Genomic DNA, 20,476 nt, shown 5'->3' on the forward strand with positions numbered 1-20,476 from the left:
ATGGGAGGCATCCTAGGGCTTGGCGGAGGGAACCGAGGGCCCTTACAGTCCGTCAACGTCTCACGTATGAAAAAGCCGACAGACGGGTGAGTGCGAGCGGCAGTCGCATTCGACCGAACGGAGGCACCGGCACCGGGGAGGTGCCGGCCGAACCGACGTGAGCACAAGGGAGACACGCTCATGGGGGCAGGAGCGCACGCTTTTCGTCCCCCCGTGGTGTGTCGAACACCAGGGTAGGGAGCTGGGGGTATGGAAACCAACCAGTCGAGCTGGCGAATCAATGCGTCGTGCCGCGACACCGATCCGGACGGTTTGTTCGTCCGGGGGGCGGAACAGAACCGGGCCAAGGCGGTCTGCCTCGGTTGCCCGGTCAGGACGGAATGTCTCGCCGAAGCGCTCGATGGCCGGATCAACTTCGGCATCTGGGGAGGTATGACCGAACGGGAACGGCGGGCGCTGCTGCGACGGCGGCCGGACGTGACCAGCTGGGCGGACCTGCTTGAAGCGGCGAAGCGCAGTTTCACCGGGATCGACGAAGAGGAAGACGTACGCGTCCGAGTCTCGTGATCAGGAATCCGTGGAGGACCCCTTCCCTGAGTCCAAGGTAGGGAAGGAGTCCTTCACGGACTTTCAGGACTGTGTGGCGAGTCTTGTGCCGATGTCGCGCAGGCCTTCGAGATCGTGCACGTCACTGGGGAGCGCGGGCACCCGCACCAGCGGGACCTCGGGATGAGCCCGCGTGAACCTGGCGAGCAGCCGCGTCTCTCGCTCGGCCAGCGCGACCCGGTCCGCGTGCAGGCGGAGGACGGCTTCGGCCAGCGGTGCGCCGGTCTCGCCCTTCGCCAGCTGCTCGGCGGCCGCGATGGCCTCCGCGCCGGTCAGCGCGGCGAGCACCGGATGCGTCCGGTTCGCGACCAGCCCGGCCAGCGGCATGCTCTCTTCCGAAAGCCGCTCCACGAAGTAGGACGCCTCGCGCAGCGCGTCCGGCTCCGGCGCGGCGACCACGAGGAACGACGTCCCGCCGGACCGCAACAGCTCGGAGGTCTTGCGCGCGCGTTCGCGGAAGCCGCCGAACATGCTGTCGAAGGCCTGCATGAACGCCGAAGCGTCGGTCAGCAGCTGGCCGCCGATGATCGTCGAGACGGCCTTCGCGAACATCGAGAACCCGGCGTTGACGACCTTGCGCAGTCCCCAGCCGCCCGCTTTGGCCGGACCGGTGAGCAGCCGGATCATCCGGCCGTCGAGCGCGCTGGAAAGCCGCGTCGGCGCGTCGAGGAAGTCCAGCGCGGACCGGCTCGGCGGGGTGTCGACGATGATCAGGTCCCACTCGTCGGTGGCCGCGAGCTGCCCCAGCTTCTCCATCGCCATGTACTCCTGCGTACCGGAGAACGACGTGGAAATGGTCTGGTAGAAGGGGTTCTGCAACAGCTGCTCGGCGCGTTCCGGGCCCGCGTGCACCCGCACCATGTCGTCGAAGGTGCGGCGCATGTCGAGCATCATCGCCCAGAGTTCGCCCTTGGGTTCGAAGCCTTCGACGTGCACCTGTTTCGGGTGATTGCCCAGTTCACGCAGGCCGAGCGCCTGCGCCAGCCGCCGCGCCGGGTCGATGGTGAGCACCACCGTCTGCCGTCCGCGTTCGGCCGCGCGCAGCGCCAGCGCCGCCGCGGTGGTCGTCTTGCCGACCCCGCCGGACCCGCAGCAGACGATGACCCGGCTCTCCGGATCGTCGATCAGCTTGTCGATCTCCAGGATGTCCGACATCAGCGCACTCCCTGCTCGGTCAGCGCTTCGGCGAGGTCGTACAGCGCCGCGACGTCGACCCCGTCGGTCAGGTCCGGCAGTTCGAGGCCGGGAAGGTCCGCTTCGGACAGTTGCTCGCGGGCGCGTTGTTCGGCCGCGACCCGGACGGCGTGCTCGACGGTCTCCTCGACCAGCGCGTCGAGAGTGCTGTCGGGCAGGTTCAGCCCTGCCGACGCGAGCCCGGCGCGGACGCGCGAGGCGTCGACGCGGCCGTCCGCGGCGGCCGTCACCGAACGCGCGGGCAGCCTCGGCGGGCGGACCCGGTTGACCAGCACCGCGCCGGGGCGCAGATCCGCGCCGTCGAGTTCGGCGACCGCTTCGACGGTCTCCCGCACCGGCATCTCTTCCAGCAGCGTCACCAGGTGGATGGCGGTCTCGCCGGAGTGCAGCAGCCGGACGACGCCGTCGGCCTGGCCGCGGATCGGTCCGGTCTTGGCGAGATCGGTCAGCGCCTTGGTGACGTCGAGGAACTTCACGACCCGGCCGGTGGGCGGCGAGTCGACGACGACGGCGTCGTAGGTGTGGCGGCCGTCCGATTCGGTCCGGCCGACGCATTCCTTGATCTTGCCGGTCAGCAAGACGTCGCGAAGCCCCGGCGCGAGCGTCGTGGCGAACTCGATCGCGCCCATCCGCCGCAGCGTCCGCCCCGCGAAGCCGAGGTTGTAGAACATTTCGAAGTATTCGAGGAGCGCGGCCTCGACGTCGATGTGCAGTGCGCGCAGCTCACCGCCGCCGGGCACGGCCGCGATGCGCTGCTCGGCGTACGGCAGCGGCTCGGTGTCGAAGAGCTGGGCGATGCCCTGGCGGCCTTCGACCTCGATCAGCAGCACTCGGCGCCCGCCCTTGGCGAGCGCGAGGCCCAGCGAGGCGGCGAGCGTGGTCTTGCCCGTCCCGCCCTTGCCGGTGACGAAATGCAGCCTGGCTCTCGCGAGTTCGTCGGTCCAGCCGGCAAGGGATGTGCTCACCGGTCCCACCCTAATTGAGGGTTCAGCTCGCCAGCATCATGACGCCGAGCGCAGCCGCGACCACCGCGACGATGACCCAGGTCAGGACGCCGGACAAGACCGTGAGCATCACCACACCGAGCAGCAGGAGGACCACGAAGGCCACCGCGCCGGTGATCGCGACCGTCCCCGAGCTGTCCGTGCGGTCCCGTGCCTTCGCCATCAGGACGAGCACCAGCGGCAGCCCGGCCGCGGCGAGCAGGACGGTCGCGACCACGCGCCAGGTCTCCACCCGGCCACGTTAGCTCCCGATCGGCGTCGCGGGCACGCACGGGACGGGCTTCGCGTGCGCCGGGTCGAGGGCGTTGAGGACGTGCCCGGCCGCGTTGCGGTCGGCGGCGACCCCGGCGTGCTCCGCCAGGTCCAGCGGGCAGCTGTCCTGCAGGACGATGTTCTTCACGTTCGGGCCCTTGCCCATGCCGCTCGTGTACGGGACGACGGCCTCGTCGTAGCGGGTCATGATGTTCGTGTACGTCACGCCCGGCTGGAAGACGCCGTTCCCGGCGCGCAGCTTCGTGAGGAACTCCGAACCGCGGAGGAACTGGCGGCACGAGCCGCAGGCCGGGTCGAGGATGCCGTTGATCCCGGGTGCGAGCCCCAGCGCGCCTGCGAGCGCGTAGAGGTGCGAGGCGCCGAACAGGGTCGTGCCGTCCCACAGCGGGGTCAGGCTGACGTACTTGTCCACTTTGGACGCTCCGCCGAGGAACTTCACGTAATAAGAAGGCATGAGCGTGCCCTCGGAGTGCCCGAGGATGTCCACCTTGGACGCTCCGGTCGCACCGAGGACCTTGTCGACGAACGCCGACAGTTCCTTCGCGCTCTGTTCCATCGGCAAGAGCCCGCCGGGCTGGTAGATCGGCAGCGGCTTGCCGGGAATTCCGTAGGTCAGGGAGAAGACGCAGTACCCGTTGTTCTTGAGCAGCGGGCCGAACGTCTGCCAGTTCACCGTCTGGTTGGCGCCGAGGCCGTGCGTCAGCACCACGGGGTTCGGGTGGGCGGTACTCGGACTGCAGTCGAAATCATTCGACCCGGGTGGCGGGCCCCCGGGATTTGCCGCTTGCGCGGGCAGGGCGGCGGCGAGGGTCCACGGAACGGGAAGCTTTTGGTCGGCGTTCGCCGGTGCGGCGCAGATCAGGGCAAGGGCCGCGGCCGCACAGGCGGCGGCAAGGGACTTCGTTGTCCGCATGTCAACGTCCTATCTACTCACGAGTAGGTGTGAAGTGAACCACATCGACGGGAAATCGGCGAACCGGTCGCGAGAGGGTTTTCCGCATGTGTGTCGGGCGCTCTTGCCGGTTTGGCTACGCTCCCCGACATGAGCGCCACCAAGTGGGAGTACGCGACCGTCCCCCTGTTGATCCACGCCACCAAGCAGATCCTCGACCAGTGGGGCGAGGACGGCTGGGAGCTCGTCACCGTGCTCCCGAACCCGACCGGCGAGCAGCACGTCGCCTACCTCAAACGAGCCAAGAACTGAGGGATTGAAGCCATGACCTGGAGCGATCGACTCGCCGAGCTCGGTATCGAACTTCCCGGCGTCGCCGCCCCGCTGGCGGCCTACGTGCCCGCCGTCCGCACCGGTTCGCACGTCTACACGTCGGGGCAGCTGCCCTTCGTCAAGGGTGAGCTCGAAGCGACCGGCAAGGTCGGCGCCGAGGTCAGCCCCGAAGAGGCGAAGCAGTACGCGCGGACTTCGATCCTCAACGCGCTCGCCGCGGTCGACTCGATCGCGGGCGTCGACAACATCGTGCGCGTGGTCAAGGTCGTCGGGTTCGTGGCGTCCGCGGAGGGCTTCACTGGTCAGCCCGCGGTGATCAACGGGGCGTCCGAGCTGCTCGGCGAGATCTTCGGCGACGCGGGCATCCACGCCCGCTCGGCCGTCGGGGTCGCCGAGCTGCCGATCGGGGCGCCGGTCGAGATCGAACTGATCGTGGAGGTGAAGTGATGGACCCGGACATCGAGAAGTCCTCGCACGAGCTTCTGCTCCGGCTGGCCGGACGGCTGCCGGATCAGCTCTTGTGGCGGTTCCGCGACTGGCTGGGCGAGGGCGCGATGGGGACGCTCGCGCGGACGCTCCCCAGGTCTTTGCTTAAGCACAGGATCGATCTGGACCAAACCGAGTATCGCCTGCTAGTCGCCGGGCTCATTCCTCACGGGGCGGACTGGCATCAGGTGAGTTCCACCCTGGGGGTAGACGACGTCACCGAGACCAGGTACACATTCACGCAGAGTGCGCCCGAATGGGTGAACTCCGTCGACTCTGTGTCCGTACTGATCCACGCAACGTTGCGGGGGCGGCCGGATGTGGGTGAGGTGCGGCAAAGCTGGCGACACCTTGGTGTGGTCGGCGAGGGTGGGGCGAAACGAGTCCTCCTGGTCACGGCGCTCAACGGGCTGCCGAGGCTGACGGGCGAACTGCAGCGCGTCCTGCGCGTGCTGGGGGACGAGGAGCCCGGCGTCGAGGTCCTCCCGCCGAGCATCGATCTCACCGGCTATCACCGCACCGCGCTCGCCAGTTCCGAACTGGTCTGTGTGGGCGCGGTGGACACCGGAAGTCGGCTGGTCGCCGCTTAACGCTCGCACCACCAGGCGAGCCGGGAGGGAGCAGAGCAATGGTGGAGGTCCACGACGGCCCGCCCATGGACGGGTTCTCGGTGCCCCTGCGCCTGCACAACCTGTTACTGGCCCTGGCGGGTCGTATCGACGACAGTGCTTTGACCGAAGCGCGTGAGCTGATCGCGCGTGCGCACATCGACGAAGCGGTGGAGCTCACCACCGGCACCCTGATCGCGGGGAAGATCCCGGTGAGCTCGTCCGAACAACGTGAACTCGCGCTCGTCCTCGAGATGAGCCGGTCCGACGCCACGCTGGCGAACGACCTGCTCGTCGAGGAGGACGAGTCGGTGCTCACCCACCGGTTCACCGGAGAGAACACGCCCGAATTCGGCCTCGCCGAGGCGCTCGACCGCACCCTGCAGGTGCTGCCGGACGTCCGGTCGGTGCACGCGGTGTGGCGGAACACGCCCGCCGGAAGCGTGCCCGGCGCGTTGCCGCAGCGGGTGGTCCTGGTCGAGATCGGCCCGGAGGGCAACCCGCCCGCGGTCGCGTTCCGCGTGGACACCGCGCTTCGCCGCGCGGGGATCCGTTCGGTCGTCGAGGTCGCGGGACCCGGTGTCGCCCGGTCCGCCTACCACCAGGCCGCTTCGTCGGCCGCGAGTCCTGTCTGGGTCACCGGGAGTACCCATTCCAGTGACTTTCGGTCCGAGCCGGTGACCCCACCGGCCGCTCCGGCCCCGGCTCCCGAGCCGGCCAAGGAGCAGCCGAGCAGGCACGGGCTGCGCCCGGTGGGCAGCGGTGGCCACGAACCGGCCGAGCCGATCGCACCGGTGGTGCCGATCGTGCAGCAGGTGCCCGCGCCGGTTTCGCCGCCGCCTTCACCGGAGCCGGCGCCGCCGCGCAAGTCGCGGGCGGAGACCCGCGCCGAGCGCACGGCGGACCTGACCCCGGCCGAAGTCGCGCAGCTGCGGCAGGCGCTCAAAGAGGACCCCGAAAAGGGCCGTGAGATCGCCTCGGGCAAGCCGAGCATGCACGAGGTCGTCGAGCTGCCCGCTCTCGACCTCGACGACCCCAGCCTGAGCGAGCGCGATCGTGCGCTCCTTCGCGAGCTGCACGCCGAGCTCGCCGAACGGGAGCGCGCCGAAGCGGCGAAGATCCGGCTGAACGGGGCTTCGCGCAGCAGCGGCTCCAGCTGGTCCTAGCAAGCTCTAAGCGTTTCGTCCTCTGGACGCGGTGGTTGCACGCGCAACTATCGCAGCCAGAGGACGAAACGCGATGCAGCCAGAGGACGAAACGCGATGTTAGGTTGCGTGGTGTGGCTGAAGAACTGACATTCGACATCCCGGTGGGGGCCGGGGTGGGCACCCGCGCCAACGCCGACGGCGAGCCGGTGACGCCCAAGGACGCGGCGACCGTGATCCTCCTCCGTGACGGCGCGCAAGGCGTCGAGGTCTTCCTGCAGCACCGCGTGAAGGGCATGCCGTTCGCGGGCGGGATGACCGTTTTCCCCGGCGGTGGCGTGGATTCCCGTGATGTCGACGCTTCGGTGAGCTGGGCGGGCCCGCAGCCCGCTTGGTGGGCGGAGCGCTTCGGCTGCGAAGAATCGCTCGCCCGCGCCCTGGTGTGCGCGGCCGTGCGCGAGACGTTCGAAGAGTCGGGCGTGCTGCTCGCGAGTGTCGGGGACGAGGTCGTCACCGACGCGACGCCGTATCACGACGCTCGCGAAAAACTGGTCTCCCGCGAACTCTCGCTCGCCGCGTTCCTCGAGGCGAACGGCCTGACCCTGCGCTCGGATCTCCTGCGCCCGTGGGCGAACTGGGTCACCCCGCCCCAGGAACCTCGCCGCTACGACACCTGTTTCTTCGTCGCCGTGCTGCCCGAGGGGCAGCAGGCGGACGGCGCCACCTCCGAGGCCGTCAGCTCCGGCTGGCAGCGGCCGGAGGAAGCCATCGCCGACGCCAAGGAAGGGCGCCGCATGCTCATGCCCCCGACCTGGATCACCCTCGCGGAACTGGGCGCGTTCGACTCCGCGGCCACCGCGCAGGCGGTCGAGCGCGAGATCAAGAAGATCATGCCGACGCTGGTGCGCGACGGCGACAAGGTCCGCGTCGTACTGGACCCGGCGTGAGCGCCCCCGCGTACGGCGTGCTGCGCCGGGTCACGCCCACGGCCTCCGTGCTGCTGGAGCACAATCCGTCGTCGATGACGTTGGAGGGCACCAATTCTTGGGTGCTCCGCGGGCCCGGCGCGGCCGGTTCGGTGGTCGTCGACCCCGGCCACGAGGACGTCGAACACCTGACGCTGCTGGCGGAAACCGGCGACGTCGAGCTGATCATCCTGACCCACCACCATCCCGACCACGCCGAGGGCGCGCCCTGGTTCGCCGACCGCGTCGGCGCACCGGTGCGGGCGTTCGACGATTCGCTTTGCGTCGGCGGAAAGTCCCTTGTGGACGGTGAAGTGGTCGAGGCGGCCGGGCTGGCGCTCTCTGTGCTGCACACGCCCGGGCACACCGGTGACTCGATCTGCCTGGTGTCCGACGGGCAGATCCTGACCGGTGACACCATCCTCGGCCGCGGCACCACCGTGCTGCACGACCTCGGCGACTACCTGCGCTCGCTGCGGAAACTCATCGAGCTGCCCGGCGGCACCACCGGCCTGCCGGGGCACGGCCCCGAACTGCCCGATCTGGCCGCCACGGCGCGCGAATACCTGGCGCACCGGGAAGAACGGCTGGACCAGGTGCGTTCGGCACTGAAGGTCCTCGGCGCGGAAGCCACTCCGCGCCAGGTGGTCGAGGTCGTCTACGCCGACGTCGACAAGGCTTTGTGGGCGCCCGCCGAGTGGAGTGTGCGGGCGCAGTTGGACTACCTGAGGTCGGAGGACGGCGAATGAGTGACGTCGAGGTCGAGTTCTACTGGCGCCCCGGATGCGGGTTCTGCGCCGCGCTGGAGCGGCCGCTCTCGAAGAGCGGTTTCAAGGTGAAGCGGGTCAACATCTGGGAGGACCCGGAAGCGGCCGCGCGCGTGCGCTCGGTGGCGGACGGGAACGAGGTCGTGCCGACGGTGTTCGTGGGCTCGACGGCGATGGTGAACCCTTCGTTCGGCGAAATCGAGGCCGCGGTGAAGGCCGCTTCCGCCTGACCTGTTTCGCGCTCGCGAGAGTGCTATGAAAGGCCCGTTGCTTGCAAAATTTGCAAGCAACGGGCCTTTCATAGCGTTCAGGTGAGGTCAGGTCAGCGCGGGAGCATCGGCATCACGTAGTACGTCAGGTCCACTTCGCTCGGCTCGACCGAGCGGATGACGCAGGCCCGCATCCCGGGCTGGATGTCGAGCCGCACCCGCTCCCCGGCGAAACCCTGCAGCGCGTCCAGCAGGTAGCGCGCCTGGAACGAGGGCGACGTCCGGCCGCCGGACACTTCGGCCTTCAAGGTCTGCTCGGCCTCGCCGGTGTCCTGTTTGGAACTGGCCAGCCGCAGGTGTGAGTCGCCGACCTCCAGCGTCAGCACCCGGCGCTCGTCCGCGTAGACGCCCACCCGGCGCACGGCGGCGGCCAGCGCGTCGGCGGTGACCTCGACCGTCGTGTCCACAGTGGACGATTCGATCAGCTTCTCCGACAGGAATCCCGCGTCGAGCACGGCGGTGGTGACGGCGACGCCGGACCAGCTCAGTCCGAAGCGCGTCCCGTCGCCGTGCAAGCCGACTGGGCCCCGCGCCTGTTTGGCCGTCTCGGCGAGCAGGCCCGCCGGGACGAGCGCGTCGATCGGGTCGCCGCCGGCGCGCAGCGGCAGGGTGGCCACGGCCATCCGGTACCGGTCGGACGCGGTCAGCCGCAGTTCACGGCTGAAACTCTGCACGCGGACGCCGGTGAACATCGGCAGCGCGTCGTCCTTGGCCGCGGTGCCCGCGACCGTGCGCAACGCCGTCACCAGCGCGGCACCGTCCACTTCGGACACCAGGGGTGGCATGTCCGGCAAGCGCAGTTCGCGGCTCAGCAGCGGCAGCGCGAACCGGCCGCCTTCGACCCGCACGGCCAGCCGTGAACCTTCGACGACCAGGCGCACCTGATCGTCGTCGAGCATGCGCAGGGTTTCCGCGAGCGGCCCGGCGGGGACGACGACCTCACCGTCGGTGTGCGCGACGGCGTCGCAGGTCAGGCGGACCGCTCGTTCGCTGTCGTTGCCGCCGACGGTCAGGCCTTCCCTCCCGGCTCGCAGGAGCAGGCCGGAACGGGCGGAAAGCAGCCGGGCGGCGGCGGAAACGGCGGACGAGAGGGAGCGGGTGGCGGCAGTCAGGTCCATGCCCGCAAGTTAGCGGGCGGCACCGACAAGTTCGGGGGCCTCGGCGACGGGTCCGGACGGCTGCGGGCGGAAGGTGCCGCGCAGCAGCCAGACCACCGCGGCGAGCGCGAATCCGACGACGCCGGCGGCGAGGAACGCCGCTTCGTATCCCGCGTGCTCGACGAGGTAACCGCTGATCGACTGGCCGAACGCGAGACCGAGGGTCACCGCGGTGAGCACCCAGCCGAACGCCTCGGCCGCCGTGCCCTTCGGCGCGGCGATCTCGATGGCCGCGGAGTGCGTCGTCGACTGCGGCGTGATGAGGGCACCCGCGGCGAGCATGGCGAGCGCGAGGCCCCAGAGCGACCCCGGCAGCGCGAGCAGCGCCACCAGCGCGCCGAATCCGGCGAGCAGGACCGGCAGCCGCAGGCCCATCTGACGCGGCCACGGGCGCAGGCTGTACGCGACGCCGAACGCGACCGAGCTGACCGACCACGCCGAAAGCAGCAGTCCGCCGATGGAGGTGTTCCCCGCCTCGGTGGCGGCCGCCGGGACGGCGACCTCGACGAAGCCGATCACGGCGCCGAAGCCCAGCGCGGCGATCGCGAGGGTGCGCATGCCGGGGCTGGCCAGCGCGCCGAGCAGTTTGCCGCCCGACGACGGAGCCGGTCCCCAGGCCCGCACGGTCGGGCTCAGCGCGAACAGCACCGCGCCCGCGATCATGGTCAGCGAGCCCACGACGATTCCGGTGCCCGCCCACGGCGCGGCGATCAGCAACCCGGCGAACCCCGGGCCCAGGATGAAGAAGACCTCCATGCTGATCGCTTCGTAGGAGAACGCGGCGTTCCGCGTCGGCCCGGCGGGCAGCAACCGTGTCCACAGTGCCCGCGAGGCCGAGCCGACCATCGGTTCGGTGATCCCGGTGCCGAAGGCGAGCGGGACCAGCACGAGCGTCGGCGCGTGCGCCTCGATCGCGAACACCAGCCCGGTCATCGCCAGCGCGAAGAACACCGTCGTGGTCAGCAGTGGCCGCGTCGGCCCGAAACGGTCGATGAGCCGTCCCTGCACCACCGCGCCGACGGAGACACCGATCAGCGACCCGGCCGACACCAGCCCGGCCGAGGCGAAGGAGCCCGTCTCGCGCTGGACGTAGAGCAGCGCGGAAATGCCGATCATGGCGATCGGCAGGCGGGCGAGCAGGGACGCGATGACCGCCCCGCGGGAACCGGGCGCCGTCAGCGCGGCTCGGTAGTCGGCGAGGGAGGTGCGGTGGTTCTCGGCGGAAGCGGACACAGACTGGGACACGCGTACCAGTATGAACTACTTTGGTACGCGAGTACCAGATCTCGGCCGGTAAGTTTGGTCACCACCGGATTCGGGTACTACGAGCCCTGGAGCCCACTGGTTCGTCACGATCGGGTAACAGTCAGTCAAATCTGAGTCATTCGGGGCAACAAATCGACGCAGATGGCGTCCTTGAGAGTGAAAGAGCTTGAATCCACGGCCGACGGCCGTGGATGGTTGTACGACATCACACAATCTCCAACTCCCTCCGGCGTACGGGTCGGGGCCTGAATCCGGAGGGCGGGGAGCGCGGATCGTCGGGGGATGGTCCGCGCACAGCGAAGAGCCGGTGCGCCACGTCGGGGGTGGCGCCCGGCTCTTCGTTGTCTCTCCGCAAGTAGTCCTCTAGTTGCGGTACTTGAACGCACAACTGCCGCAAGTAGAGGACTACTTGCGGCAGTTGAGGGGTGCTGTCAGTTCCCTACCGGGCGCGTCGGGCCAGACGCTCCGGGTCCAGGATCAGGACGCTCTTGCCCTCGAGCCGCAGCCAGCCGCGGTGCGCGAAGTCGGCGAGAGCCTTGTTGACGGTCTCGCGCGAAGCGCCCACGTACTGGGCGATCTCTTCCTGCGTCAGGTCGTGCGTGACCCGCAGCAGGCCTGCCTCCTGGCTGCCGAACCGCTGCGCGAGCTGCAGCAGCGCGCGCGCCACACGTCCGGGGACGTCGGTGAAGATCAGCTCGGCGACCATGTTGTTCGTCCGGCGCAGCCTACGGGCGACCACGCGCAGTAACTGCTCGGCGATCTCGGGGCGGGTGGAGATCCACTGCCGCAGCGCCGGGCGGTCCATCGTCACCGCGCGGACCTCGGTCACGGTCGTCGCGCTGGACGTCCGGGGGCCGGGGTCGAAGATGGACAGCTCGCCGAACATGTCGGACGGGCCGAAGATGCCCAGCAGGTTCTCGCGGCCGTCGGGTGACTTGCGGCCGATCTTCACCTTGCCGGACTGGATGATGTAAAGCTTGTCGCCGGGTTCACCCTCGTTGAAGATGACATGCCCGCGAGGGAACTCCACGGATTCCAAGGTCTGTGCCAGCGCCTCGGCGGCTGCCGGCTCAACACCCTGGAAAATGCCCGCTCGGGCCAGGGTTTCGTCCACCTCGGGTGCCTCCTCATCGAGATACGACGTCGATCCCCCACTGCCGGGGACCGTGTCGCCGCTCACTTTTGCGTCAGTCTAGGTCGTGCGCGCGAGATCGCTCGTCGGCACGCCGCAGGCGCGTCCGTGCCGGAAACGATCTCGCTCGAACGTGGAGCCTAACTCCGCACGCGTCGCGCGCGAAGCCTGGCCGCCTTCCCGCCCAGCCTGCGCAGCCGGAACAGCTCGAGCGCGCGCCCGATGCCGTGCCCGTAAAGGGCCCGGACCTCGTTGGGCTGCGCCTGCTCGAGGAACTCCTCGACCTCGTTCTCCTGCACTGCGACGTGCTTGAGCCGGGTCTCCACGCGTTCCATGAACAGCGCGAAGAACATGATCACCAAGGGAACGAGGATGACGAACCAGACTGTCATGAGCCCTGCCCTGGGAATTCCGAAAAGTTGTGCATTACTCCAGATCCTCGCTCATGGCGTCCTCGATCGAACCGCCGAGGTGGTGCTCTGGCGTGTCGGACGACGACCGGCGGGTGCTCCCCACTGGCTCGTCCGATGGCGCCCGTAGGCTATCGGGGTGCCTCCTGCCCCCACCAATGCCCCCCGTGCGGGGGGTAAGGGTGAAAGCCGGCTCGCATTGGTGAGACGCGCCAGGCGGATGAAGCGTTGCCTCGACGACGAGTTCCCGGACGCCCACTGTGAGCTTGACTTCACCACTCCGCTCGAACTGCTGGTCGCGGTCGTGCTGTCGGCGCAGACCACCGACGTCCGCGTGAATCAAGTCACCCCCGCGCTCTTCGCGCGCTATCGAAGTGCCGCCGACTACGCCGGCGCCGATCGAACCGAACTCGAGGAATACCTCCGGTCGACGGGCTTTTTCCGGGCCAAGGCGAACTCGGTGATGGGACTCGGCGCCGCGCTGGTGGAGCGCTACGACGGCGAAGTGCCCGGCAAGCTGAAGGATCTCGTCACACTGCCCGGTGTCGGCCGTAAAACGGCCAACGTCGTGCTCGGCGACGCCTTCGGAGTGCCGGGGATCACCGTCGACACCCACTTCGGCCGCCTGGTCCGCCGCTGGGGCTGGACCGAGGAGGAAGACCCGGTCAAGGTCGAGCACGCCGTCGGCGAGCTGATCCCGCGCAAGGAGTGGACGCTCCTGTCGCACCGGACGATCTTCCACGGCCGCCGCGTCTGCCACTCCCGCAAACCCGCCTGTGGCGCCTGTCCGCTGGCCAAGATGTGCCCCTCGTACGGAACCGGCCCGACGGACTTCGAAGAGGCCGCGAAGCTGGTCAAGGGCGAAGAGCGCGAGCACATCCTGGATCTGGCGGCCGCGCGGTGACCAGGGTCACCAAACTGGCCCTCGGCGCCGCCGTGCTGGTGGTGGCCCTGATCGTCGCGTTGCTCACGACCCGTGACGGCCAAGGTCCGGTGAAGACCTCCGGTGACCTGACGGCCGCCCGCGCGAAGGCCGGGCTGGCCGCGTGCCCGCCGCCTGGCCCCGGCGAGGTGGCGAAGCTGCGCGGAGTCGACGTCGAATGCCTCGGCGACGGCTCCCGGGTCGACCTCGCCCGGGTGCTTTCGGACGGTCCCGTGCTGGTCAACCTGTGGGCGTCGTGGTGCCAGCCGTGCCGCGCCGAACTGCCGCTGCTGCAGAAGTACGCCGCCCAGCCCGGTGCCGCGCGCGTGCTCCTCGTCCAAGTCGCGAGCTCCGGGGCCGACGGGCTGGCGCTGCTGGCCGAACTGGGCATCCGGCTGCCGTCGGTGTTCGACGGTGACGGTCAGTCGGGTCCCGCGCGGACGGCACTAAAGGTCCCTCCCTCTCTTCCGGCGACGTACCTGGTCACGAAGGGGGGAGACGTCCGGCTCATCGAGAACCCACGCGTCTTCCTGAACACTGAGCAGGTGCGCGCCGCAGTGGAAGGGACACCATGACCGGCCCTCTCGTGGACCCGGAGGCCGTGCCCGCCTGGCTGCAACCGCTCGTCAAGATCAGCGGGGACGTCGACGCGGCCGCCTTCAGCCGGTTCAGCGTGCCACCGGACGCGAGCTACCGGTCCGCGTCCGTCCTGATGCTCTTCGGCGAGGGCCCGCAGGGGCCGGACGTCCTGCTCCAGCGCCGCGCCGACACGCTCGGCTCGCACGCGGGCCAGGTCTCCTTCCCCGGCGGCGGCGCCGAGCCCGGTGACGACGGGCCGGTCGGCACCGCGCTGCGCGAGGCGGAGGAGGAGACCGGCGTCGAGCCTTCCGGCGTGCTGCCGGTCGCCGTCTTCCCCGAACTGTTCGTGCCGGTTTCCGCCTTCGCCGTGACGCCGGTGCTCGCCTACTGGCGCACGCCGTCCCCGGTGCACGCCGTCGATCCCGGCGAGACGGCGGCGGTGGCGCGGGTGCCGGTCGCCGAACTGACCGACCCGGCCAACCGGTTCCAGGTCAGGCGCGAGGGTTACGACTGGAAGGGGCCCGCGTTCGACGTCGGCGGGCTGTTCGTCTGGGGCTTCACGGCCGGGCTGCTGGCGATGACGTTGTCGCTCGGCGGCTGGGAACGGGACTGGGACCACGGCGACGTCAGGGAGCTTGACGTAGCGTTGGCCGAACATCAGGCGCGGGTCGGCGGGCGGCAAGTGCCGGAGAAGGAGTAGGCGCCGGTGAACTGGGTCGACGTACTGGTGATCCTGCTCGCGCTGCTGGCGGGCGTGTCCGGCGCGTTCCAGGGGGTGATCATCGCCCTCCCCTCGCTGGTCGGGGTGGTGCTGGGCGCGCTCGCGGGGATCAAGATCGCGCCGCTGGTCGTCGAACTTTTCGAGCACCCGGCGGCGAAGGTCGCCTTCGCGGTGGCGACCGTGGTGTTCCTGGTCGCGCTCGGCGAAACCCTCGGGGTCTGGGTCGGGCGGAAACTGCGCCAGAAGATCAACCCGGACAAGCTTTCCGGCGTCGACAAGACGCTCGGCGCGGTGGTGCAGGCCGCCGTGGTGTTCGTGGTCGCCTGGTTGATCGCGACGCCGCTCACGGCCGTCTCAGGAGTGCCGGGGCTGGCGAAGTCGATCAACAGCTCTGTCGTGCTCGGCGGCGTCAACGACGTCATGCCGGACGCGGCACAGGGTTTCCCGAGCGAACTGCGCAAACTGCTGGACGCGTCGGGCTTCCCGTCCATTGTGGACCCGTTCCAGAAGCCGAACGTCCAGGACACCAGCCCGCCGGACACCGCGCTGCAGGCGAGCGCGATCGTCAAGCAGGTGCACGGCAGCGTCGTGAAGATCCGCGGCAACGCGACTTCGTGCTCGCGGGCGCTGGAGGGCAGCGGTTTCGTCATCGCGCCGCAGCGCGTGATGACGAACGCGCACGTCGTCGCCGGTACCGACGAGGTCGCCATCGAAGCGACTTCGGGCAAGTTCGCGGCCAGGGTCGTCTACTTCGACCCGGAGGCCGACGTGGCCGTGCTCGCGGTGCCGAGGCTGCAGGCGCCGGTGCTCCCGTTCACGCCGAAGGTCGCTCGGGCGGGCGACAACGCGATCGTGCTCGGCTACCCGCTCGACGGCCCGTACACCGCGACGCCCGCCAGAGTGCGCGGCCGGATCAACCTGCGCGGGCCGGACATCTACGAGTCCAACACCGTGCAGCGCGACGTGTTCACCGTGCGCGGGCAGGTCCGCAGCGGGAACTCGGGCGGCCCGATGATCAATCCCGAGGGCGAGGTCATCGGGGTCGTCTTCGGCGCGGCCGTCGAGGATCCGGAGACCGGCTTCACGCTGACGTCCGAACAGGTCAAACCGGTGGTGGACACGGCCCCGGCGCTGAGCGCGAACACTTCCACCGGTCCCTGCGCCAACTAGGTTTCACGCTCTCGGATGTCATGAAAGGGGCTTTCAGGACGAAAAGTGTCCTGAAAGCCCCTTTCATGACACTCGCGAAGCCTGCCGGTCGCGCTCGGTCATGCTTCCGAGATGCGGAGGAAGTCCACCAGCGCGGCCGAAGTGCGCTCCGGAGCCTCCAGATGCGGGAAGTGCCCGATGCCGGGCCAGCGCTCGAGACGGGCGTCCGGGGCCCAGCGGCGGGAGGCCGCCGCGGTGTCGGGCAGGACGCACCGGTCGTCCTCGCCGTGCAGTTGCAGCACTCGGGCGGCGTAGCGGCCTCGCAGTGCTTCGCTGAACCGGCGGCCTTCGCCACGGAACTGCGCGCGGAACGCCCATCGGTAGTACTCGAGCGCGCTGTGCGGCACTCCCGGCACGAGCATCGCCTGCCGGAAGGCGTGCACGGTTTCGGCGAAGTCCGCGGTATCCGTCCATTGTGGACCGGACCAGCTCCGGAACAGCTCCTCGACGGCGAAAGCGTCGTCCTTGACCAGCCATTTCTCCGGCGCCATCGGCACCTGGAAGCGGAACAGATGTCCGGAAGCACGCAGCTGTCCCGGCCGCCGGACGGCCCGGCGCAACGCCAGCGGATGCGCGCCGCCCAGCACGCTGACCGACGAGACCAGCCGAGGGTGCAGCGCGCCGACCGTCCACGCGAGCATGCCGCCCCAGGCATGTCCGACGAGATGGGCCTTGCGCGCGCCGAGTGACTTGATCAGCCCGCCGACGTCGCCCGCGAGGGTCCAGGCGTCGTAGCCGCGCGGGGGTTTGTCCGAGTCGCCGTAGCCGCGCAGATCCACCGCGACCGCGCGGAAACCGGCGTCGGCGAGCGCCGTCAGCTGGTGGTGCCAGGTCCACCAGAACTCGGCGAACCCGTGCAGCAGCAGGACCACCGGGCCGTCGCCGACTTCGGCGACGTGCAGCCGGATGCCGTTCGCCGAGACGTCACGATGGGTCCACGGACCGTCGATCCGGACGATCGACGGGTCCGGTGTCGCCTGCACCGATTCGAAGACTTCTCAGCCGCGATCCGCGGGCACGTCGTCCGCGTCGTGCTTCGGCTTGAACGCGGCGGCGGTGTCCTTGAAGCTGTTGATCGTGCGCTCCGGCGCCTTGATCTTCTTCACCTTCAGGTAGCCGAGGAAGCCCGCGGCGATGGTCGTGACGAGCATCAACCCGAACACGATCGCGAACGCCGCCCAGCGCTGCAACCACTCCGACAGCAGTTCGCCGAGGAAGAAAAAGAAGAAGAACGAGCTGTACAGTCCGATGACCAGCGCGATCAGGAAGAAGAGGGCCCCCTTGAGGCCCTTCTTCGCCTCCGCGACGACCTCGGATTTGGCCAGCTCGACCTCGGCGCGGATCAGCGTCGAGACGTGCTGTGTGGCATCGCCGACGAGTTTCCCGAGGGACTGCTCGCTCGCTACCACGTCGTCATCGCTCGACAGGGGGAGGTAGGGCACGGCCCCCACGCCGTCGGGGCCGGTGCGTTCGTGCTTGGGGCTGCTCACACCGGTCATCGTGCCACGTGCCCTCATCCTGGGCGCGGCGGACCGGCGAGTGTCGCGCTAGAGATCCTCGCGCGCGTGCACGCGGCTGCGGTGCACGAGCATCGCGGCGGCCGAAAGCGAGGCGATGGCCGAAGCGATCAGGACCGCCGTCTTCGCCAGTTCGACGGACTCGCCGTCGAGCGCGAGGTCGGCGATCAGCAGGCTCACGGTGAACCCGACGCCGCCGAGCATCGACAGCGCGCCGATGTCCCGCCAGCCCATTCCCCTGGGTTTCTCCGCGAGCTTGAACTTCACCGCGAGCAGGCTGGCGCCGAAGATCCCGACGAGCTTCCCGCCGACCAGTCCGATCAGGACGGCCAGTGGCAATGCCGTGGTGAAGACGGCTCCGAGCGACTCGGCGTTCACGGTGATCCCCGCGGCGAACAGCGCGAAGAGCGGCACGGCGACGGCGGCCGACCAGGGCTGCAGCCGGTGTTCGAGCCGGATCGCGGGCGCGTGCTCCTCGCCGGAGTCGGCGCGGACGCGGGTGAGCAGGCCGAGCGCGACGCCGGCGATGGTGGCGTGGATGCCCGCCGAGTGCACCGCGACCCAGGTGATCAGTGCGAGCGGCACGTAGATCCAGGCGCTGCGGACGCGACGGTGCTGCAGATAGGCGTACAGCGCGAGAGCGGCGACGGCGACACCCGCGGCGACGAGGTCGAACTTCGCGGTGAACAGGATCGCGATGACGAGGATCGCGCCGAGGTCGTCGACCACCGCCAGCGAGAGCAGGAAGACCCGTGCGCTGCTCGGCAGGTTGGACGCCGTGATGGCGAGCACGCCCAGCGCGAAGGCGATGTCCGTGGCGACCGGGATGGCCCACGCGCGATCGATGCCCGGCGCCCCCCAGCCGACGGCGAGGGCGACCAGCGCCGGGACGATCATGCCGCCGATCGCGGCCACCACCGGCAGGATCGCCTGCTTGAACCGGGAGAGTTCGCCGACCACGAGTTCGCGTTTGAGTTCGAGTCCCGCGACGAAGAAGAACAGCGCGAGCAGGCCGTCCTTGGCCCAATCGCCGATCGTCAGATTCAGGTGCAGGAATTCGGGGCCGAGCCGGAAATCGCGGATCGCGCGGTAAACGTCGTCGATGGGCGAATTCGCCCAGAGCAGGGCGATGGCGGTGGCACCGAGCAGGATCAGCCCGCCGGTGGTCTCGGTGCGGAGATAGCGGGCGAAGTCGGCGACGACGGCTTTCGCGGGACGGTTGGGGCCGGACAAGGCATCCTCCGGTTTTCGGCGACACGAATACTGTTGCCGACCAGACTTCCCGGCGCACCTTGACTCGATTTTAACGCTTTGAGCTGCGGATTTCATCTCTTCATGACGGGTGCCACAAGATCATCCGGACGTCGGTGTCCCGTCCACATGCTGGGCTTCTAGCATGTCAAGTGAAAACCGACAACGATGTCTTCGATAAGGACGGCATGGTGAGTACCTCTACCGAGGTCCAGCAAGACACGAGGTTCTTCGGGCACCCACGAGGGCTGGCGAACCTCTTCGGCGTCGAGATGTGGGAGCGGTTCTCCTATTACGGGATGCTCGGCATCCTCCCCATCTACCTCTACTACGAAGTCAGTCAGGGCGGTCTCGCGCTGCCGAAGGCCTCCGCGCTCGGCATCGTCGGCGCGTACGGCGGCATGGTCTACCTGTCGGCGGTGATCGGCGCCTGGGTCGCGGACCGCGTGCTCGGCTCCGAACGGACGCTGTTCTACAGCGCGATCCTGATCATGATCGGCCACATCAGCCTGGCGATCCTGCCAGGACTGGCCGGTATCGCCGTGGGTCTCTTCTGCGTCGCCGTCGGCAGTGGCGGGCTGAAATCCAACGCCACGGCCATCGTCGGGACGCTGTACGCGAAAGACGACGAGCGCCGCGACGGTGGTTTCACGATCTTCTACATGGGCGTGAACATCGGTGGTTTCGTCGGACCGCTGCTGACCGGCCTCGCGCAGAGCGAACTCGGCTTCCACATCGGCTTCGGGCTCGCCGCCGTCGGGATGGCGCTCGGCCTGACCCAGTACACGATCGGCCGCAAGAACCTCGGCGAGAAGGCGAGCGAGATTCCCAACCCGCTGCCCGCGTCGCAGCGTCCGCTGGTCTACGTCGGTACCGCGGCCGGTGTCGCGGCGATCGCGCTCCTGATCGTCTTCGGGGTGATCAACCCGGCGAACCTGGTCGACATCGTCGTCTGGACCGTCGCGGTCATCTCGGTGATCTACTTCGTGGTGATCATCAGCAGCAAGAAGATCACCTCCGAGGAACGCAGCCGGGTGTACTCGTTCATCCCGATGTTCATCGCGAGCGCGGCGTTCTTCTCGCTGTACCAGCAACAGTTCACCGTCGTCGCGGCCTACACCGACGAACGACTGAACCGCACCATCTTCGGCTGGGAGATGCCGGTGGCGTGGGTCAACTCGATCAACCCGGTGTTCATCATCCTGTTCGCGCCGGTGATCGCGGCGATCTGGACGAAACTCGGCTCGCGGCAGCCGTCCTCGCCGGTCAAGTTCGTGCTCGGCACGGTGACCATGGGCCTGGCGTTCCTGCTGTTCCTCCCGATGGTCGGCAGTGGCAAGAACGCGAGCCCGCTGCTCGCGCTGGCGGGCATCCTGTTCGTGTTCACCATGGCGGAACTGATGCTTTCGCCGGTCGGTCTTTCGCTTTCGACCAAACTCGCGCCGGAGGCCTTCCGGACGCAGATGGTGGCGCTGAACTTCCTGTCCATCTCACTCGGTACGGCCATGTCGGGAAAGCTCGCCGAGTACTACTCGGTGGACGACGAAGCGCCGTACTTCAGCATCGTCGGCGGGGTCGCCATCGTGGTCGGTGTGGCCCTTCTGGTGGCGACGCCGATGATCCGCAAGCTGATGAAGGGCGTCCACTAGACGCTCCGATTCGAAAGTGAAGGCCTCCATCCCGCGCACAACGCGAGGAAGGGGGCCTTCACGCATTTCGGGCCTTTCGGGAACCCGTCGGCGATGTTCTGCGTCCGAGTGCACGAACTGA

General features: G+C 68.9%; 24 protein-coding genes. 13 read left to right on the top strand and 11 right to left on the bottom strand.

Annotation, left to right across the window (positions count from 1 at the left end):
• Positions 1–249 precede the first annotated feature (249 nt).
• On the top strand, positions 250–567 hold the full coding sequence (locus ACZ5IK_RS00325) for a WhiB family transcriptional regulator (RefSeq protein ID WP_181775132.1): 318 nt from the start codon (positions 250–252) through the stop codon (positions 565–567).
• A 63-nt stretch (positions 568–630) separates the two neighbouring features.
• On the opposite strand, the gene bagB is transcribed toward ACZ5IK_RS00325, so the two are convergent.
• From bagB to ACZ5IK_RS00345, 4 genes are read right to left on the bottom strand one after another with little or no spacing between them, the layout of a single operon-like run.
• The gene (gene bagB, locus ACZ5IK_RS00330; protein WP_465485899.1) at positions 631–1,761 is read right to left on the bottom strand and encodes an ATPase BagB; all 1,131 of its coding nucleotides are present in this window, start codon (positions 1,759–1,761) and stop codon (positions 631–633) included.
• Positions 1,761–2,765: an ATPase BagA gene (gene bagA, locus ACZ5IK_RS00335; protein ID WP_101611151.1), complete on the bottom strand. Its 1,005-nt coding sequence runs from the start codon at positions 2,763–2,765 to the stop codon at positions 1,761–1,763. Before bagA ends, bagB begins: the two co-directional genes overlap by 1 nt.
• Positions 2,766–2,787: 22 nt before the next feature.
• Positions 2,788–3,036: a hypothetical protein gene (locus tag ACZ5IK_RS00340; RefSeq protein ID WP_465485900.1), complete on the bottom strand. Its 249-nt coding sequence runs from the start codon at positions 3,034–3,036 to the stop codon at positions 2,788–2,790.
• 9 nt (positions 3,037–3,045) lie between these two features.
• Positions 3,046–3,990 (bottom strand): esterase/lipase family protein, encoded by a 945-nt coding sequence (locus ACZ5IK_RS00345; protein WP_465485901.1) that lies wholly within the window; start codon positions 3,988–3,990, stop codon positions 3,046–3,048.
• Positions 3,991–4,119: 129 nt separating this feature from the next.
• Between ACZ5IK_RS00345 and ACZ5IK_RS00350 the strand changes: the two genes are divergently transcribed.
• From ACZ5IK_RS00350 to ACZ5IK_RS00380, 7 genes are all read left to right on the top strand, one after another.
• Entirely contained in the window at positions 4,120–4,281 is a 162-nt protein-coding gene (locus ACZ5IK_RS00350) for a DUF4177 domain-containing protein (RefSeq protein WP_005166970.1), read from the top strand.
• Between the two features lie 12 nt (positions 4,282–4,293).
• On the top strand, positions 4,294–4,749 hold the full coding sequence (locus ACZ5IK_RS00355; RefSeq protein ID WP_101611148.1) for a RidA family protein: 456 nt from the start codon (positions 4,294–4,296) through the stop codon (positions 4,747–4,749).
• Positions 4,749–5,378 (top strand): hypothetical protein, encoded by a 630-nt coding sequence (locus ACZ5IK_RS00360; RefSeq protein WP_101613579.1) that lies wholly within the window; start codon positions 4,749–4,751, stop codon positions 5,376–5,378. The genes ACZ5IK_RS00355 and ACZ5IK_RS00360 overlap by 1 nt, the downstream gene beginning before the upstream one ends.
• A gap of 38 nt (positions 5,379–5,416) precedes the next feature.
• Positions 5,417–6,562, top strand: a complete 1,146-nt coding sequence (locus ACZ5IK_RS00365) for a hypothetical protein (RefSeq protein ID WP_465485902.1) — start codon at positions 5,417–5,419, stop codon at positions 6,560–6,562.
• Between the two features lie 113 nt (positions 6,563–6,675).
• Positions 6,676–7,488 (top strand): NUDIX hydrolase, encoded by an 813-nt coding sequence (locus ACZ5IK_RS00370; RefSeq protein ID WP_465485903.1) that lies wholly within the window; start codon positions 6,676–6,678, stop codon positions 7,486–7,488.
• Entirely contained in the window at positions 7,485–8,255 is a 771-nt protein-coding gene (locus tag ACZ5IK_RS00375) for an MBL fold metallo-hydrolase (protein WP_465485904.1), read from the top strand. Before ACZ5IK_RS00370 ends, ACZ5IK_RS00375 begins: the two co-directional genes overlap by 4 nt.
• Positions 8,252–8,503, top strand: a complete 252-nt coding sequence (locus tag ACZ5IK_RS00380; RefSeq protein WP_101611145.1) for a glutaredoxin family protein — start codon at positions 8,252–8,254, stop codon at positions 8,501–8,503. Before ACZ5IK_RS00375 ends, ACZ5IK_RS00380 begins: the two co-directional genes overlap by 4 nt.
• 92 nt (positions 8,504–8,595) lie before the next feature.
• Here ACZ5IK_RS00380 and ACZ5IK_RS00385 read toward each other — a convergent pair whose 3' ends face one another.
• The 4 genes from ACZ5IK_RS00385 to ACZ5IK_RS00400 form a co-directional block, all read right to left on the bottom strand.
• Entirely contained in the window at positions 8,596–9,660 is a 1,065-nt protein-coding gene (locus tag ACZ5IK_RS00385; RefSeq protein ID WP_465485905.1) for a DNA polymerase III subunit beta, read from the bottom strand.
• Between the two features lie 9 nt (positions 9,661–9,669).
• Entirely contained in the window at positions 9,670–10,932 is a 1,263-nt protein-coding gene (locus ACZ5IK_RS00390) for an MFS transporter (RefSeq protein ID WP_465486673.1), read from the bottom strand.
• A 472-nt stretch (positions 10,933–11,404) separates the two neighbouring features.
• Positions 11,405–12,079, bottom strand: a complete 675-nt coding sequence (locus ACZ5IK_RS00395) for a Crp/Fnr family transcriptional regulator (RefSeq protein ID WP_003081747.1) — start codon at positions 12,077–12,079, stop codon at positions 11,405–11,407.
• Positions 12,080–12,237: 158 nt separating this feature from the next.
• Positions 12,238–12,489: a hypothetical protein gene (locus ACZ5IK_RS00400; protein WP_005166943.1), complete on the bottom strand. Its 252-nt coding sequence runs from the start codon at positions 12,487–12,489 to the stop codon at positions 12,238–12,240.
• A 238-nt stretch (positions 12,490–12,727) separates the two neighbouring features.
• On the opposite strand from ACZ5IK_RS00400, the gene nth reads away from it, so the two are divergent.
• Genes nth through ACZ5IK_RS00420 form a run of 4 tightly spaced genes read left to right on the top strand, consistent with a single transcriptional unit; the run spans position 12,728 to position 15,899 of the window.
• A complete protein-coding gene (nth, locus tag ACZ5IK_RS00405) occupies positions 12,728–13,411 on the top strand; it encodes an endonuclease III (protein ID WP_465486674.1) in 684 nt (227 codons plus the stop codon).
• Positions 13,408–14,004: a TlpA family protein disulfide reductase gene (locus ACZ5IK_RS00410; protein ID WP_465485906.1), complete on the top strand. Its 597-nt coding sequence runs from the start codon at positions 13,408–13,410 to the stop codon at positions 14,002–14,004. Before nth ends, ACZ5IK_RS00410 begins: the two co-directional genes overlap by 4 nt.
• A complete protein-coding gene (locus tag ACZ5IK_RS00415) occupies positions 14,001–14,708 on the top strand; it encodes an NUDIX hydrolase (protein ID WP_465485907.1) in 708 nt (235 codons plus the stop codon). The genes ACZ5IK_RS00410 and ACZ5IK_RS00415 overlap by 4 nt, the downstream gene beginning before the upstream one ends.
• 6 nt (positions 14,709–14,714) lie before the next feature.
• A complete protein-coding gene (locus tag ACZ5IK_RS00420; protein WP_410604949.1) occupies positions 14,715–15,899 on the top strand; it encodes a MarP family serine protease in 1,185 nt (394 codons plus the stop codon).
• A 98-nt stretch (positions 15,900–15,997) separates the two neighbouring features.
• On the opposite strand, the gene ACZ5IK_RS00425 is transcribed toward ACZ5IK_RS00420, so the two are convergent.
• From ACZ5IK_RS00425 to nhaA, 3 genes are read right to left on the bottom strand one after another with little or no spacing between them, the layout of a single operon-like run.
• The gene (locus ACZ5IK_RS00425) at positions 15,998–16,921 is read right to left on the bottom strand and encodes an alpha/beta fold hydrolase (protein ID WP_465485908.1); all 924 of its coding nucleotides are present in this window, start codon (positions 16,919–16,921) and stop codon (positions 15,998–16,000) included.
• Positions 16,922–16,936: 15 nt separating this feature from the next.
• Complete coding sequence (locus tag ACZ5IK_RS00430) at positions 16,937–17,437, bottom strand: phage holin family protein (protein WP_101611136.1); 501 nt, start codon at positions 17,435–17,437, stop codon at positions 16,937–16,939.
• Positions 17,438–17,485: 48 nt separating this feature from the next.
• Positions 17,486–18,688, bottom strand: a complete 1,203-nt coding sequence (gene nhaA, locus ACZ5IK_RS00435) for a Na+/H+ antiporter NhaA (protein WP_465485909.1) — start codon at positions 18,686–18,688, stop codon at positions 17,486–17,488.
• 206 nt (positions 18,689–18,894) lie between these two features.
• Here nhaA and ACZ5IK_RS00440 point away from each other — a divergent pair, with 206 nt between their 5' ends.
• On the top strand, positions 18,895–20,355 hold the full coding sequence (locus tag ACZ5IK_RS00440; RefSeq protein ID WP_465485910.1) for a peptide MFS transporter: 1,461 nt from the start codon (positions 18,895–18,897) through the stop codon (positions 20,353–20,355).
• Positions 20,356–20,476 lie beyond the last annotated feature (121 nt).

This window comes from Amycolatopsis sp. NPDC031561, from assembly GCF_055580625.1.